Below are 13,542 nucleotides of genomic sequence, written 5' to 3'. Positions count from 1 at the left end.
GCGGCGCGGACGCATCGCCGGGACCCGATGGAAACCTTCCTGCTGTTCTTCATGGTCGGCGTGCTGGCCCAGTCCGTCGACGGAGCCCTGGGCATGGCCTACGGGGTGATCTCCTCGTCGGTCCTGCTGGCCTTCGGGGTGCCGCCGGCCATGGCCTCGGCCAGCGTGCACGGGGCGGAGGTCTTCACCACGGCGGCGTCCGCGAGCAGCCATGTGGCGCACCGCAACGTCGACTGGCGTCTGTGCGTTCCGCTCGCGGCGGCCGGCGTGATCGGCGGCTGCCTCGGCGCCTATGTGCTGACGGGGTTCGACGGCGACACGGTCAAGCCGTTCGTCGTCGCCTACCTCGCCCTCGTGGGGATCTACATCCTGTGGCGCAGCCGGCACGAGCTGCCCCTGCGCCGGCTGCGCGCAGGGTGGACCGCGCCGCTGGGGCTGGTCGGCGGCTTCCTCGACGCGGCCGGCGGCGGCGGCTGGGGACCCACCGTCTCCTCGACCCTGCTGGGCGCCGGTCAGGAGCCGCGCCGCGCCATCGGAACGGCCAACACCGCCGAGTTCTTCGTCACCACGGCGATCAGCGCCGCCTTCGTATGGGCGCTCGTCACCGGACACTGGCGCGAGGCCGGCGCCCTGCAGAACCACGCAGCCGCGATCGCCGGCCTCATCGCCGGCGGCCTGATAGCGGCGCCGTTCGCCGGCTGGATCGTCAAGCGCGTGCCCCGGCGCGTGCTGGGCATGGCGGTGGGAGGACTGCTGGTGCTGCTCGCCGCCTTCCAGGGGCTGCAGCTGGCGGGCGTGGTCGGCTAGGCCGGCCGGGTCGCGGCGAAACTCGGCCGCCGCTCCACGGCCGCGGTGAAGGCCGCCAGACGGGGGCGGCCCCCGGCCCAGTCAAGATCGGGGTGGCGGAACCCGATCCACGTCGCAGCCGCCGCGGCGGTGATCGTTCCCACGTTCAGGTCGTCGGGCTGCAGATCGGCGGCCTCCAGCGCGTCCAGCGCCCGGGCCATGTTCTCCGTCCAGCGCGCGATCCACATCGGCGAACGCTCGTGCTCCGGCCGGCGCTTCTCCAGCACCAGCTTGACGCCCATCTCCAGCGCGCCGTTGGCAAGCGTCTCCAGACGCCGCACCCGCAGCCGCTCAGGGCCGCCTTCGGGCAGCAGCCGCGGGCCGGTGCCCAAGGCGTCGAGATATTCGCAGATCACCGGGCTGTCGTTCAGCGGGAGGCCGTCCTCGGCGATCAGGGTCGGCACCTGCACCACCGGGTTGGCCGCCAGCAGGGCGGGGTCGTTGGCGTAGGGATCGGCGACGATCTCCTCGATCCGCTCGGCCAGCCCCTTCTCACGGGCGACGATGCGGCACTTGCGGGCGTAGGGCGAGGCGGTGGAGATATAGAGTTTCATGCCTTCTCCGGCGCCCCTATTCCGCAGCCACTGGCGTCAACGCGGCCGCCCGCGCCGCCTCGAGCTCGGCGGCCTTCGCCTCCACCCGGGCGACGATCTCGTCGATCATGCCGGCATTGGCCTGTTTGCCGGCGATCTTGCCGTTCAGGTACATCATGCCCGAGCCCGCCCCGCCGCCGGTGAAGCCGACGTCGGTGTAGAGCGCCTCGCCCGGGCCGTTGACCACGCAGCCGATGATCGACAGCGACATCGGCGTGGTCACATGGGCCAGCTTCTCCTCGAGGATGCCCACCGTCTCGATCACGTCGAAGCCCTGCCGGGCGCAGGACGGGCAGGCGATGATGTTGACCCCGCGGTGCCGCAGCCCCAGCGACTTGAGGATGTCGAAGCCGACCTTGATCTCCTCGACCGGATCGGCGGCGAGGGAGACGCGGATGGTGTCGCCGATTCCGGCCCACAGCATCGAGCCCATGCCGATAGCCGACTTGATAGTGCCGGTGCGCAGGGGCCCCGCCTCCGTGACGCCGAGGTGCAGCGGGCAGTCGATGGCCTCGGCCAGCTGCTGGTAGGCGGCGACGGTCAGGAACGGGTCCGAGGCCTTCACCGAGATCTTGAACTCGTGGAAGTCGTGGTCCTGCAGGATACGGGCGTGGCTCAGGGCGCTCTCGACCATGGCCTCGGGGCAGGGCTCGCCGTACTTCTCCAGCAGGTCGCGTTCCAGCGAGCCGGCGTTGACGCCGATGCGCATCGAGCAGCCGTGGTCCTTGGCCGCCTGGATCACCTCGCGGACGCGGTCGGGCGAACCGATGTTGCCGGGATTGATGCGCAGGCAGGCGGCGCCGGCCTCGGCCGCCTCGATGCCGCGGCGGTAGTGGAAGTGAATGTCGGCGACCAGCGGGACCTTCGCCTCGCGGGCGATGGTGCGGAAGGCGGCGGTCGAGTCCTCGTCCGGGCAGGAGACCCGGACGATGTCGGCCCCCGCCTCTTCGAGGCGTCGGATCTGGTCGATCGTCGCCGCCGCGTCGGCGGTCGGGGTGTTGGTCATCGACTGCACGGTGATCGGCGCGCCGCCGCCCACGGGCACGGAGCCGACCATGATCTGGCGGCTCTGGCGGCGCTCGATATGGCGCCAGGGACGGACGTGGGTGTGATCGAGGCTCATGCGGGGGCGAACATAGGCACGGGATTGCGGCATGGCCACGACGCAGACGGTCGCAAGGTCAACCGCCGGCGGCGGAGCTCACCACGGCCTGCATCGAGGCGGCCTGAAGCTCCGCCTGATCCTGCACCTCGTCGCGGGCGCGGGCGGCCGCGGCGCGGGCGGATTCGGCGCGGGCGGCGACTTCCGCGGCCGCCTGCCGGGCGAGGCTCTGGGCGCGGGCGTTCAGCTGCGCGAGCGGCGTGAGGCTGGTTTCGAGAGCGCCGCCATGCTCGCCGTTCAGGTAAACGTCGAACGCGGCGGGGTCGGAGACGTCGACCGTCGCCGCCACGCCGAGGGGCGCGCGCCAGGCGTCGCCGGCGGCCAGCTGGCGGGCGAACAGCACCCGGCCGTCGGCCATCCGCACCACGAGACCCGCGGCCTTGCGGGCCTGGATCACAACCTGGGAGGCGTTGGCCGAGGCGCCGTAGATGGCGCCACGCGGGTTGAAGGCCTTCTGCACCGGAGGGGCGGCGAGGGCCGCGGCCGCCACGGCCTCGGGCGACGCCGGATCGACCCCGGTGAGCTGGGCTTCAAGCCCGGGCGTGACATATAGCGCCGGCACGGTCTGGTCCGGCGGGGCCGGCCGCGGCGCGGCCAGGCGGACCAGCTCCCCCTGCCCCGGCACCTCGCCCAGCCGCCAGCTTTCCGGCACCTCGGCGATGTCGGACGGCTGCGGCGCGCGCATCAGGCTGACGCGCTGGAACACGTTCCAGCCGACGACGGCGACCACCAGGGCCAGGCCGGCGGCGATCAGGCGGGGCGAATAGCGGCGCACCTCCTCGAAGGCGACGCCGACCGGGGGCTGCAGCGGCACGGAAGGATCCGGCGTCTCGCCCTTGAACCGTTCCACCGCCAGCTGTTCGTCGAGCCCGAGCGCCGCGGCGTAGGCGCGGACATAGCCGATCGAGAAGACCCGGTTCGGCAGCACGGAGAAATCGTTCTGTTCGAGCGCCGCGAGGTAACGCACCGGCACCCGGGTGACGCTGGACAGCTCGACCAGCGACCGGCCGGAGCGCTCGCGCGCGTCCCGCAGGCCGTCGCCGAGAGTCGGGGCGTCGGTGATGGGGGGAATGACGTCCCGCCAGTCCGACTGGGCTCCGTACTCTTCCGGGCCCTTGCCCGCATCCAGCGCCATAACGCCCCACCCAACGCTCGGCGGCGCGGAAACGCCGCCCGCCGTACTCGAACCCGGGCCCTGTACCATATCGGGATGACAGTCCGGGCCTGCCCCCGCGGACCCTTCGAGCTCGCCTTGTGGATAACCCATTAGCGTCGACCGATCAACGATTTGTTAAGCACCCGGGCCGTGCCGGCGGGGCGCCGATCAGATCGTGACGTTCAACTTTCGCGCCAGACTCTCCAGCTCGCCGCGGACGGAGGCCGAGGAGGAGCCGAGCAGGTTGGCCATGCCGCGCCGGGCCGCGCCGAGGTCGGCCGAGAGGATCATCCGCTTCACCGGCCCGACGCCGCCGGCCGGCGCGGACAGGCGGGTGAAGCCGAGGGTCAGCAGGGCGAAGGCTTCCAGCGGCCGTCCGGCCAGCTCGCCGCAGACCGAGACCGGCGTGCCGGTGTCGGCGCAGCGCCGCTGGATCTCCGCCAGCGCCCGCAGCGCCGGCGGCGACAGCGGATCATAGCGGTCGGCCACCAGCGGATTGGTCCGGTCGGCGGCGAACATGTACTGGAACAGGTCATTGGTGCCGACCGAGACGAAGTCGGTCAGCGGCAGCAGGGCGTCGAGGTGCCACAGCAGCGACGGACACTCGATCATCGCCCCGACCCGCAGGAGGTCCGGCAGGGCCCGTCCGCGCCGCCGCGCCCAGGCGCATTCGACATCGACCAGCTCGCGGGCGTGGCGGAACTCGTCGACGGTGGCGATCATCGGGAACATGACCCGCAGCTCGCGGCCGGCGGCGGCGGTGAGCAGGGCGCGCAGCTGCAGCCGCAGCAGGCCGGGGCGGTCGAGGCCGAGACGAACGGCGCGCCGGCCCAGCGCGGGGTTCTCCTCGCGCTCGGTCTCCAGGTACGGCAGCACCTTGTCGCCGCCGATGTCGAGCGTGCGGAAGGTGACCGGGCGCCTGCCAGCGGTGTCCAGCACGCGCCGGTACAGCGCCGTCTGGCTGTCGAGGCGGGGCAGTTCGTCCGAGACCATGAACTGGAACTCGGTGCGGAACAGGCCGATGCCCTCGGCTCCGACCGCGTCGAGGTTCTCCAGGTCGACGGCCAGGCCGGCGTTGGTCAGCAGGGTGATGCGCTGGCCGTCGAGGGTGACGGCGGGGGTGTCGCGCAGGGCCGCGAACTCGGCCTCGCGCTGGCTGCGCACCTGCATGCGCGACTCGACGGCGGCCAGCATGTCCGGCCGCGGCCTGAGGTAGGCCTCTCCGGTCTCGCCGTCGGCGATCACGAGGTCGCCTTCCGACAGCCGGTCGCGCAGGCCCATCAGGCGGCCGACGCAGGGGATCTGGAGGGCGCGGGCGACGATGGCGGCGTGGCTGGCGGCCGAGCCCTCCTCGAGCAACAGGCCGCGCAGCTTGTGCCGTGGATACTCCAGCAGGTCGGCCGGACCGAGGTTGCGGGCCACGAGGATGGCGTCGTCCGGCAGCTCCCGCTCGCCCGGACGGTCGCCGGCCAGCACGCGCAGCAGCCGGTTGGCGAGATCCTCGAAGTCGTGCAGCCGCTCCTTGATGTACGGGTCGCGGGCCTTGGCGAAGCGGGCGCGATGCTCGTTGCGCACGCGGTCCACGGCGGCCTCTGCGGTCAGGCCGGTGCGGACCGCCTCGACCAGCGAGCGGTTCCAGCCGCGGTCGTCGGCGAACATACGGTAGGTCTCGAGCACCTCGAACGAGGGGCCGGCCAGCCCGCCCTGCCCGCCTTCCAGCATCTTGTCGATGTTGGCCTTCAGCCCGACCAGGGCCTCGTGCAGACGCACCTCCTCGGCCTGCGGGTCCTCCGCCAGAAGGTTCTCCGGCGGCACCGGGGCCTCGTGCAGCACCACATGGCCGAAGGCGAGCCCCTCGGCGAAGAGCTGGCCCTTCAGCCGTTCGGGCCGGTGCGGCGCGACCTCGATGTCGCGCAGCTCCTCCTGACCCAGCAGCTCGCCCGAGGCGACGGTCTCGGCCAGCACCATGGCGATGGTCTGGATGTCCTCGACCTCGTCCTCGTCGTAGCGCCGCTCGGAGCGGTTCTGGACGACCAGCACGCCGATAGCCCGGCCGCCGCGCAGCAGGGGGGCGCCGAGGAAGGCGTGGTAGGGATCCTCGCCGGTCTCGGGCCGGTAGGCGAAGCTGGGGTGCGCGGGGGCGTCCGAGAGGCTGATCGGCTGCGCCGAGCGCGCCACCTCGCCGACAAGGCCCTCGCCGGGCCGCAGGCGCGTCTTGTGCACCGCCTCGGGCTTGAGGCCCTGGGTGGCGAACAGCTCCAGCTCGCCCGAGGCGCGGCGCAGGTAGATCGAGCAGACCTCGGCCACCATCGACTGGGCGATGATGCGAACGACGGTGTCCAGCCGCTCCTGGGCCGGCGCCGCCCCCGCCATCGCCTCGCGGATCTGGCGAAGGAGGTTCCGGGGCCCCCTTGTCGTCAATCCGCCTCCCGGCATGGCCTCTCCTCGACTCCGCGCCCCAGATGGGCGCAGAAAAGCTTGTTCGCTAGACCGTTTCCAGTCCGTAGGCCGCGTGCAGGGCGCGCACCGCCAGTTCGGCGTAGGCGGCGTCGATCAGCACGCTGATCTTGATCTCCGACGTCGAGATGGCCTGGAACTTGATCCCCTTGTCGGCCAGCGCCCGGAACATGGTCTGGGCCACACCGGCGTGGCTGCGCATGCCGACGCCGATCACCGAGACCTTGGCCACGTCCTCGTCGACGCGGATCTCGTCGAAGCCGATCTCGGCCTGGGCGGCGCGCATCAGTTCGGCGGCGCGCGCCGCGTCTCGGCGGCCGGTTGTGAAGGTCAGGTTGACCGTCCCTTCCGTGCGCGACTGCGACTGGACGATCATGTCGACGTTGACGTTGGCCTCGGCCAGACGGGTGAAGACGTCGGCCGGGGCGTCGGTGCGGTCGGCGAGGCCGAGCAGGGTGATGCGGGCCTCGTCGCGGCTCATGGTCACGCCGGACACGATGCGCTTTTCCACGATCTCCTCCTCGTCGCAGATCAGGGTTCCGCCCTTGTCGGGCAGGACGCCGTCGGCGTCCGGTTCGATGAAGCTGGACAGGACCCGCACCGGGACCTGTTTCGCCATGGCCAGTTCGACCGAGCGGGTCTGCAGCACCTTGGCCCCCAGGGAAGCCATCTCCAGCATCTCCTCGTAGGAGACCTTTTCGAGGCGGCGGGCCTTCTGCTCAATGCGCGGGTCGGTGGTGTAGACTCCGTCCACGTCGGTGTAGATGTCGCAGGCGCAGCCCAGCGCCGCGGCCACAGCCACCGCCGAGGTGTCCGAGCCGCCGCGGCCGAGGGTGGTGATGCGGCCGTCGCGGGTGACGCCTTGGAAGCCGGGCACCACCGCCACCTCGCCGTCGTCGATGGCGGTCCCGATGACCTCGCCCGGCACGTCCTCGATGCGGGCGCGACCGTGGGCGTCGTCGGTAAGGATGGGGATCTGCCAGCCCATCCAGCTGCGCGCCTGGACCCCGAGATTGCGCAGGGTCAGGGCCAGCAGCCCCGCCGTCACCTGCTCGCCCGAGGCCACCACCACGTCGTACTCGTCGTCGGAGAGCGGAATTCCCTGGGCGGGGCGGCCCGCCCCGTCGGTCCAGGCCACCAGCTCGTTGGTCTTGCCGGCCATGGCGGAGACCACCACCGCCACCTTGCGGCCCGCCTGCACCTCGGCCGCGACGATGCGCGCCGCGCGACGGATGCGTTCGAGGTCGCCCATCGACGTGCCGCCGAACTTCATCACCAGCCGCGTGGCATCTGGCCGCGTCATCGTGGCGAACCGCTCCGTCTTGCATGGAGGGCCGCGGACGTTCATCCCTCGGCCCATGGTCGCTTCTAACGACCCGGCGGACGGCCGGGAACCCCAAAGCGCGGGCGAATTCAACGGGCAGGCTGAGGGCCCTTCCATCGACCCTGCCGACGTGGCGCGCTTCTCGGCCCAGGCGGCCGAATGGTGGGATGCGAAGGGGCCGTTCGCGCCGCTGCACCGGTTCAATCCGGCCCGGTTGGCCTTCGTGCGCGACCGCGCCGCGGAGCGGTTCGGCCGGGACGTCCGGGTGCGAGCGCCCTTCGCGGGCCTGAGCCTGCTCGACGTCGGCTGCGGCGGCGGGCTGATGGCGGAGCCGATGAGCCGGCTGGGGTTCGAGGTCACGGCCATCGACGCCTCGAGCGAGAACATCGGCACGGCCCGGGCGCACGCGGCCCAGACGGGGCTGGACATCGCCTATCGCGCCGCCACCGTGGAACAACTGGAGGCGGGAGGCGCGGGGCCGTTCGATGTGGTCCTGACGCTCGAGGTCATCGAACACGTCGCCGATCCCGCCGCCTTCGTGCGCACCTGCGCCCGGCTGGTGAAGCCCGGCGGCATGCTGGTCGTGGCCACGCTGAACCGGACGCTCAAGTCGCTGGCGCTGGGCAAGGTGGCGGCCGAGTACGTGCTGCGCTGGGTCCCGGCGGGCACCCATGACTGGCGACAGTTCCTGAAGCCCGACGAAATCCGCGAGATGCTCGCGCCGGAGCCGCTGACGGTGATGGGGCCCTACGGCCTCGTCTACGACCCGCTGTCCGACCGCTGGAGCGAGAGCGCCGACGCGGACATCAACTACATGATGGTGGCCTTGCGCGACTGAGGCCGCCTTACGGCGAATTCACCCAGCTTGCCGTCTTGTAACGGGACCTCCCACAGCGGGATGTGCGAACGGGAAGCTCCACCATTCACGGAGTCCTCCGCATGAAACGCCTCATGATCCTCGCCGCTGTTTCGGCCGCCGCCCTCACCTCGGCCGCCTGCGTCACCGTCATCGACGCCGACAGCGATTACGGCTGGACCGGTCACGGCGCCCAGCCTTTCGACGGGGCCCGCGACGAATGCCGCGCCCGCGCCGGTCACGACGAGGGCACGACCGCCTTCGTCACCTGCATGGCCGAGAAGGGCTGGACCCGCGGCCGCGAATAGGCGCCCGGATCAGAGCGGCCGCACCATGTAGCGGGCGCCGGGGCCGTAGCTCGCCAGCTTGCGCGTCATCGCCGGGGATTCCTCGACGGCGAAGCCGTGCCGCGCCCAGAAGGGTTCGGCGTCGTTCACCGCCACCAGGGCCAGCGCCGGCGAGCCGGCGGCGCGCGCGTCCCCGGCCAGTCGCTCGACGGCGGGCCGCGACCAGCCCTGCCCCCGCACCTGCGGATGCAGGGCGAGGTCGTGCAGATAGATCAGGTCGGCGTCGTCGGGCAGGGCGTCGATGAGCGTGTTCAGGGCCGGCGCCTCACCCGCCCGCCACGGGTAGGCGACCATGTAGCCCGCCGCCGCCTGACCGGGCCTGTCCGGCCCGTCCAGCACGAGACAGCCCTGCGGATGCAGCGCCAGGCGGTTGGCGAAGCAGTCGCGGCCTTCGTAGTGATCCGGAAAGGCGACGAGCGCGAGCGCGGCGACGGCATCGAGGTCGCCGTCCGTCATGGGACGCCAGCTCAGTCCGGGCATCGCGAGTTCAGCTCCGCGCTGCGGAAGCGCCATCCCATGGAGACCGGACGTCCCTCCATCTCGCCCTCGATGCGCGCGGACAGGATCTCGCCTTCCCGCTCGTAGACGATGCGCGTCGGGAAATCGTGAGCCGGGTTCTCGAACACCGCGCGGTTGTCGCCGATCTCGGTCGCCGCGAACACGGTCGCCGCCCGGCCGTTCGGTCGCGCGAAATACGCCAGCCCGTCCTGGCGCGGGCCGATGTGCGAGAGCTCGAACGTCGCCTCCCCCGACTGGAACGTCTTGCCGCGCCCGGCCAGCAGGCCGCCGCGCGGGTCGCTCCACGTCTCCGAAACCTCCCGGCCGTCCTCGCACGACAGCCAGTAGCCGGACATCCATGCGAGGGCGTCGGGCGTGGGGGCCTGAGCGGCGGCGGCGAGCAGGAAGGCGGCGAGGGACATGGCGGGCTCCGGGCGCAGAATGCCCGAAAAGGCCCGTGTCGACGACCGCCTAATTCAGCTTCCCGGGCTCAGGCGGCGCCGGCGGCAAGGGTGCGCAGGGCACGCCGTCGTCGCGCAGCTTCTTCACCTCGGTCGGGGTCGCCTCGCCGTAGATCTCGCGCCGCTCCGAGCGGCCCTCGTGGATGTCCCGGGCCTCGCGGGCGAAGGCGTCGCCGACGTATTCGAAGTTCTGCTCGACGTGCGAGCGCACCTCGCGGGCCGCCTGCATCATCATGGTCTGCATCTTCGCCGCCAGCTGGGGCGCCGCGGTCTTCCTCGTGCCAGCCACGGCCGGGGCCATGATCTGCTTGCTCACGGCCGACGAGCCGCAGACCGGACACTGCACCAGTCCGCGCGCGGACTGGGCGTCGTAGTCCGAAGACGAGGCGAACCATGCCTCGAACTCGTGAGCAAGATCGCAATGGAGGGCGTAGCGGATCATCGGGGCGGGTCGAAGTCGCGGTCGTGTGTCAGCTGTGGAACGGCCTGGCGGGCGCGGGCCACGGCGTCGAGGTCGAGCGTGGCGAACAGCACGCCGGGCTCGTCGTGGTCAAGCCTGGCGACGACCTCGCCCCACGGCCCGACGATCATGGACCGGCCCCAGGTGCGACGGCCGTCCTCGTGCGCCCCGCCCTGGGCCGGGGCGAGGATGAAACAGCCGGTCTCGATGGCCCGGGCCCGCAGCAGGGTCTCCCAGTGCGCCTCCCCGGTCGGCACAGTGAAGGCCGAGGGCACGGCGATCATCGAAGCGCCCGCCTTCGCCAGGGCCCGGAACAGCTGGGGGAACCGCAGGTCGTAGCAGACCGTCAGACCCAGCGAGCCCCAGGGCGTTTCGCCCACGACCGCCGCGTCTCCGGGTCGGATCGAGGCGCTTTCGCGCCAGCTTTCGCCGGTCGGCAGATCGACGTCGTAGACGTGCAGCTTGTCGTAGGTCGCGGCGATCGCCCCGGCGTCGTCGATCAGCAGCGAGCGGTTGGCCGCCCGGTCGTCTCCGGCCACGCCGGAACGGACGATGACCGAGCCGATCAGCAGCCAGACGCCCAGCTCCTGCGCCAGGGCCCGCAGCCGCCGGACGACCTCGTCGTCGTCTGCCGTCGCCAGCACCGCCTCGCGGCTCGGACGATCCTTGATGACGAAGTTGGTCGCCTCGGGGGTCAGGATCAGCCTGGCCCCGCCCGCCGCCGCCTCGCGGATCAGCGGCTCGACATGGGCGAGCGCCGCCGCCGGCGAGGCCGGGGTGCGGGTCTGGACGAGGGCGACCGGAAGCGTGGTCATCAGGCGGCGAGCAGCGGGTCCAGCCCGCCCTTGCGGTCGAGGGCGTGGAGGTCATCGGAGCCGCCGATGTGGCGACCGTCGATGAAGATCTGCGGGAAGGTCATGCGGCCGTTTGAGCGCTGGATCATCTCCTGCTTCTTCGCCGGGTCGTTGGAGGCGACGATCTCGGTGAAATCCGCGCCCTTGCGCTCGAGCAGGGCCTTGGCGGCCACGCAGTAGGGGCAGCCGGGCTTGGTGTAGATGACGATGTCGGCCAAAGGGAACTCCTGTAACTGTAGCCGCTATGTAGGCAGTTCCCGCGCCCTGCGCACCCGGGCGATGACGGCCAAGTCGACGGCGCGGGCGCCCGCCTCGAGCAGCGCGCGGGCGCAGGCCTCGGCGGTGGCGCCCGTGGTCAACACATCGTCGACAAGAAGGATGCGGCGGCCCCGCACCCGGCGCGCGCCCGCGTCGCTGACGGCGAAGGCCTTCCTGACGTTCAGGCGGCGGCCCCGCGCCGACTTGCCGCCCTGGCTGGCGGTGTGGCTGAGCCGGACCAGGGCGTCGGGCAAATAGTCGCGCCCGGACAGTCGGGCCAGGGGGCGGGCGATCTCGGCCGACTGGTTGAAGCGGCGCGACAGCAGCCGGAGCGGATGCAGCGGCACCGGAGCGATCGCGTCGGCGTCGGTGATCAGGGGCGCGGCGGCGCGGCTGATCCAGCGGGCGAACAGGGGCGCATACGGCTGGTGATCGCCATGCTTGAAGCACAGGATCAGGCCGCGCGAGGCCTCGTCATAGACGCAGGCCGCCCGCGCCCGGGCGAAGGCGTAGGGCCGGGCGAGGCAGGCGGCGCAGCGCTGGGAGGCGAACTCGCCGCCGTCCATCTCGAAGGCGCCGCCGCAGCCGTCGCAGACCGGATCTTCCAGAAAGCTCACCCGGCTCCAGGCGCTGGCGGTGAGACCGGCGCCGGCGGTGGGCTCGGGGCTGTCGTGGGCGAGCGGCGGCAACAGCAGATCGGCGAGGCCGCGACCGAACGTCCGCCCCGCCCCCGCCGCGGCTTCCCAACGCGCGCGCCAGACCCCATCCTGAGGCCGCATGAGTTCGTCCTCCGCCCCTCCCGTCATCTTCGACAGTCGCCGCCGGACGGCAAGACTGCATCGCAGCGAATCCGCCATCGGCGGCGCCGATTTCCTGCACGCGCGGGCGGCGGAGAACGCGGTGCACAGCCTCGAGGCGCTGATGCGGGAGTGGCCCGAGGCGATCGACCTCTCGGCCCACCCGGGTCCGTTCGCCCGGGCGCTGGCGACGAGCTCCGCCGCGGCGCGGGTGGGGCCGGTGAAGACCGTCGCCGATCGCGCCCGCCGCGCCGGCCCCGGCGAGACGCCGCTGGACCTGCCCGACCAGTCGCAGGATCTGGTCGTCTCGCTGATGAGCCTGCACTGGGCCAACGACCTGCCGGGGGCCCTGGCGCAGATCCGGCGGGCGCTGAGGCCGGACGGCCTGTTCATCGGCACCCTGCTGGGCGCGGGCACGCTGAAGGAGCTGCGGGCGGTGCTGACCGAGGCCGAGCTGGAGGCGCGCGGCGGCGCCCAGGCGCGGGTGTCTCCTTTCGCCGACGGCTTCGACGGAGCGGCCCTGCTGCAGCGGGCCGGATTCGCCCTGCCGGTCGCCGACGTGGACCGGCTGACGGTGCGCTATCCGGACCTGTTCGCCCTGGTGCGCGACCTGCGGGCCATGGGCGAGAGCAATGCGCTGGCGGGTCCGGTCCGCCCTCTCACCCGCGGCATCGCCGGGCGCGCCGCCCAGCTCTACGCCGAACGGTATGGGGACGCCGACGGCCGCATTCCGGCGACCTTCGAGATCGTGCATCTGGCCGGCTGGGCGCCGCACGAGAGCCAGCAGAAGCCGCTGCCGCGCGGCTCGGCGAAGATGCGGCTGGCCGACGCGCTGGGGGTGACGGAGCACACCGGCGAGGACTGACCCCGCCGCTCAGCCGCCCATCGCCGAGCGGATCGCGTCCATCGCCCCGTTGAAGATGCCGCTGCCGGTCGCGCCGAAGGCGGTCAGCGCCGACAGGATGACGAGGAAGATCAGGGCGATGATCAGCCCGTACTCGAGGGCGGTGGCTCCCCGTTCGTCCTTGCGCAAGCGGGACAGGAAACGTCGCATCGGCCCCCTCCCCGGCGGCTAGAGCAGGTCGCGCAGCCAGGCGACCAGCGGTTCGTCCGCCGGCGGCATGGGATAGTCCCGAAGCCGGTTCGGCCGAACCCACTTCAGCGCGGCGTGCTCGCGCGCCTGCACCGTCCCCGACCACCGTCGGCACAGATAGAGTGGCATCAACAGGTGAAAGGATTCGTAAGCGTGACTGGTGAACACGAAGGGGGCCAGACACGCCTCCCTGACGTCGATCCCCAGCTCCTCCTTCAGCTCGCGGATCAGGGCCGCCTCGGGCCGCTCGCCCGGCTCGACCTTGCCGCCCGGGAATTCCCAGAGACCAGCCAGCTGCTTGCCCTCGGGCCGCTGGGCGATCAGCACGCGGCCGTCGGCGTCGATCAGGGCGACGGCGACGACGAGGACGGTCTTCAGCG

General features: G+C 72.0%; 17 protein-coding genes. 4 read left to right on the top strand and 13 right to left on the bottom strand.

The window, feature by feature from the left end:
- The first annotated feature begins 27 nt into the window (after nt 1–27).
- Nucleotides 28–807 (top strand): sulfite exporter TauE/SafE family protein, encoded by a 780-nt coding sequence (locus BM333_RS03485; RefSeq protein ID WP_092307314.1) that lies wholly within the window; start codon nt 28–30, stop codon nt 805–807.
- Here the strand turns inward: BM333_RS03485 and BM333_RS03480 are convergent.
- From BM333_RS03480 to BM333_RS03460, 5 genes are all read right to left on the bottom strand, one after another.
- The gene (locus BM333_RS03480; protein ID WP_092307312.1) at nt 804–1,400 is read right to left on the bottom strand and encodes a glutathione S-transferase N-terminal domain-containing protein; all 597 of its coding nucleotides are present in this window, start codon (nt 1,398–1,400) and stop codon (nt 804–806) included. The two genes, BM333_RS03485 and BM333_RS03480, sit on opposite strands and share 4 nt — an antisense overlap.
- A 16-nt stretch (nt 1,401–1,416) precedes the next feature.
- On the bottom strand, nt 1,417–2,562 hold the full coding sequence (gene ispG, locus BM333_RS03475; protein WP_092307310.1) for a flavodoxin-dependent (E)-4-hydroxy-3-methylbut-2-enyl-diphosphate synthase: 1,146 nt from the start codon (nt 2,560–2,562) through the stop codon (nt 1,417–1,419).
- A gap of 58 nt (nt 2,563–2,620) precedes the next feature.
- Complete coding sequence (locus tag BM333_RS03470) at nt 2,621–3,736, bottom strand: helix-turn-helix domain-containing protein (RefSeq protein ID WP_092307308.1); 1,116 nt, start codon at nt 3,734–3,736, stop codon at nt 2,621–2,623.
- Nucleotides 3,737–3,925: 189 nt separating this feature from the next.
- Entirely contained in the window at nt 3,926–6,130 is a 2,205-nt protein-coding gene (gene ptsP, locus BM333_RS03465) for a phosphoenolpyruvate--protein phosphotransferase (protein ID WP_425425115.1), read from the bottom strand.
- Between the two features lie 112 nt (nt 6,131–6,242).
- Nucleotides 6,243–7,517: an aspartate kinase gene (locus BM333_RS03460; protein ID WP_092307612.1), complete on the bottom strand. Its 1,275-nt coding sequence runs from the start codon at nt 7,515–7,517 to the stop codon at nt 6,243–6,245.
- 55 nt (nt 7,518–7,572) lie between these two features.
- On the opposite strand from BM333_RS03460, the gene ubiG reads away from it, so the two are divergent.
- Nucleotides 7,573–8,376 (top strand): bifunctional 2-polyprenyl-6-hydroxyphenol methylase/3-demethylubiquinol 3-O-methyltransferase UbiG, encoded by an 804-nt coding sequence (gene ubiG / locus BM333_RS03455; RefSeq protein ID WP_092307304.1) that lies wholly within the window; start codon nt 7,573–7,575, stop codon nt 8,374–8,376.
- A 101-nt stretch (nt 8,377–8,477) separates the two neighbouring features.
- On the top strand, nt 8,478–8,702 hold the full coding sequence (locus tag BM333_RS03450; RefSeq protein ID WP_092307302.1) for a hypothetical protein: 225 nt from the start codon (nt 8,478–8,480) through the stop codon (nt 8,700–8,702).
- A 9-nt stretch (nt 8,703–8,711) separates the two neighbouring features.
- Here the strand turns inward: BM333_RS03450 and BM333_RS03445 are convergent, their stop codons facing one another.
- From BM333_RS03445 to BM333_RS03420, 6 genes are read right to left on the bottom strand one after another with little or no spacing between them, the layout of a single operon-like run.
- Complete coding sequence (locus tag BM333_RS03445) at nt 8,712–9,197, bottom strand: GNAT family N-acetyltransferase (RefSeq protein ID WP_143105753.1); 486 nt, start codon at nt 9,195–9,197, stop codon at nt 8,712–8,714.
- Between the two features lie 11 nt (nt 9,198–9,208).
- Nucleotides 9,209–9,661 (bottom strand): DUF6265 family protein, encoded by a 453-nt coding sequence (locus BM333_RS03440; RefSeq protein WP_092307297.1) that lies wholly within the window; start codon nt 9,659–9,661, stop codon nt 9,209–9,211.
- Nucleotides 9,662–9,710: 49 nt separating this feature from the next.
- The gene (locus BM333_RS03435) at nt 9,711–10,142 is read right to left on the bottom strand and encodes a DUF1178 family protein (protein WP_092307294.1); all 432 of its coding nucleotides are present in this window, start codon (nt 10,140–10,142) and stop codon (nt 9,711–9,713) included.
- Nucleotides 10,139–10,975 carry a carbon-nitrogen hydrolase family protein gene (locus BM333_RS03430; RefSeq protein ID WP_177221783.1) on the bottom strand — a complete coding sequence of 279 codons (837 nt, stop codon included), beginning with the start codon at nt 10,973–10,975 and terminating at the stop codon, nt 10,139–10,141. Before BM333_RS03430 ends, BM333_RS03435 begins: the two co-directional genes overlap by 4 nt.
- Complete coding sequence (gene grxC, locus BM333_RS03425) at nt 10,975–11,232, bottom strand: glutaredoxin 3 (protein WP_092307289.1); 258 nt, start codon at nt 11,230–11,232, stop codon at nt 10,975–10,977. The genes BM333_RS03430 and grxC overlap by 1 nt, the downstream gene beginning before the upstream one ends.
- A 24-nt stretch (nt 11,233–11,256) precedes the next feature.
- Nucleotides 11,257–12,051, bottom strand: a complete 795-nt coding sequence (locus BM333_RS03420; protein ID WP_092307287.1) for a ComF family protein — start codon at nt 12,049–12,051, stop codon at nt 11,257–11,259.
- Between BM333_RS03420 and BM333_RS03415 the strand changes: the two genes are divergently transcribed.
- The gene (locus tag BM333_RS03415) at nt 12,050–12,934 is read left to right on the top strand and encodes a methyltransferase domain-containing protein (RefSeq protein ID WP_092307285.1); all 885 of its coding nucleotides are present in this window, start codon (nt 12,050–12,052) and stop codon (nt 12,932–12,934) included. The two genes, BM333_RS03420 and BM333_RS03415, sit on opposite strands and share 2 nt — an antisense overlap.
- A 9-nt stretch (nt 12,935–12,943) precedes the next feature.
- Here BM333_RS03415 and BM333_RS03410 read toward each other — a convergent pair whose 3' ends face one another.
- Complete coding sequence (locus BM333_RS03410; protein ID WP_092307283.1) at nt 12,944–13,123, bottom strand: Flp family type IVb pilin; 180 nt, start codon at nt 13,121–13,123, stop codon at nt 12,944–12,946.
- A gap of 18 nt (nt 13,124–13,141) precedes the next feature.
- A complete protein-coding gene (locus BM333_RS03405; protein WP_177221794.1) occupies nt 13,142–13,540 on the bottom strand; it encodes a (deoxy)nucleoside triphosphate pyrophosphohydrolase in 399 nt (132 codons plus the stop codon).
- Between the last annotated feature and the right edge of the window lie 2 nt (nt 13,541–13,542).

The organism is Brevundimonas viscosa (assembly GCF_900116065.1).
GTDB classification, from domain to species: Bacteria; Pseudomonadota; Alphaproteobacteria; order Caulobacterales; family Caulobacteraceae; genus Brevundimonas; species Brevundimonas viscosa.
The sequence above is the reverse complement of the archived record's forward strand: the minus strand, read 5'-3'. Positions and strand labels throughout refer to the sequence as shown.

What these genes read in the sequence shown, in the direction of transcription:
- BM333_RS03485 (WP_092307314.1), top strand. Translation starts at nt 28, where the DNA reads ATGGAAACCTTCCTGCTGTTCTTCATGGTCGGCGTGCTGGCCCAGTCC.
- BM333_RS03480 (WP_092307312.1), bottom strand. Translation starts at nt 1,400, where the DNA reads ATGAAACTCTATATCTCCACCGCCTCGCCCTACGCCCGCAAGTGCCGC.
- ispG (WP_092307310.1), bottom strand. Translation starts at nt 2,562, where the DNA reads ATGAGCCTCGATCACACCCACGTCCGTCCCTGGCGCCATATCGAGCGC.
- BM333_RS03470 (WP_092307308.1), bottom strand. Translation starts at nt 3,736, where the DNA reads ATGGCGCTGGATGCGGGCAAGGGCCCGGAAGAGTACGGAGCCCAGTCG.
- ptsP (WP_425425115.1), bottom strand. Translation starts at nt 6,130, where the DNA reads ATGGCGGGGGCGGCGCCGGCCCAGGAGCGGCTGGACACCGTCGTTCGC.
- BM333_RS03460 (WP_092307612.1), bottom strand. Translation starts at nt 7,517, where the DNA reads ATGACGCGGCCAGATGCCACGCGGCTGGTGATGAAGTTCGGCGGCACG.
- ubiG (WP_092307304.1), top strand. Translation starts at nt 7,573, where the DNA reads ATGGTCGCTTCTAACGACCCGGCGGACGGCCGGGAACCCCAAAGCGCG.
- BM333_RS03450 (WP_092307302.1), top strand. Translation starts at nt 8,478, where the DNA reads ATGAAACGCCTCATGATCCTCGCCGCTGTTTCGGCCGCCGCCCTCACC.
- BM333_RS03445 (WP_143105753.1), bottom strand. Translation starts at nt 9,197, where the DNA reads ATGACGGACGGCGACCTCGATGCCGTCGCCGCGCTCGCGCTCGTCGCC.
- BM333_RS03440 (WP_092307297.1), bottom strand. Translation starts at nt 9,661, where the DNA reads ATGTCCCTCGCCGCCTTCCTGCTCGCCGCCGCCGCTCAGGCCCCCACG.
- BM333_RS03435 (WP_092307294.1), bottom strand. Translation starts at nt 10,142, where the DNA reads ATGATCCGCTACGCCCTCCATTGCGATCTTGCTCACGAGTTCGAGGCA.
- BM333_RS03430 (WP_177221783.1), bottom strand. Translation starts at nt 10,975, where the DNA reads ATGACCACGCTTCCGGTCGCCCTCGTCCAGACCCGCACCCCGGCCTCG.
- BM333_RS03415 (WP_092307285.1), top strand. Translation starts at nt 12,050, where the DNA reads ATGAGTTCGTCCTCCGCCCCTCCCGTCATCTTCGACAGTCGCCGCCGG.
- BM333_RS03420 (WP_092307287.1), bottom strand. Translation starts at nt 12,051, where the DNA reads ATGCGGCCTCAGGATGGGGTCTGGCGCGCGCGTTGGGAAGCCGCGGCG.
- BM333_RS03410 (WP_092307283.1), bottom strand. Translation starts at nt 13,123, where the DNA reads ATGCGACGTTTCCTGTCCCGCTTGCGCAAGGACGAACGGGGAGCCACC.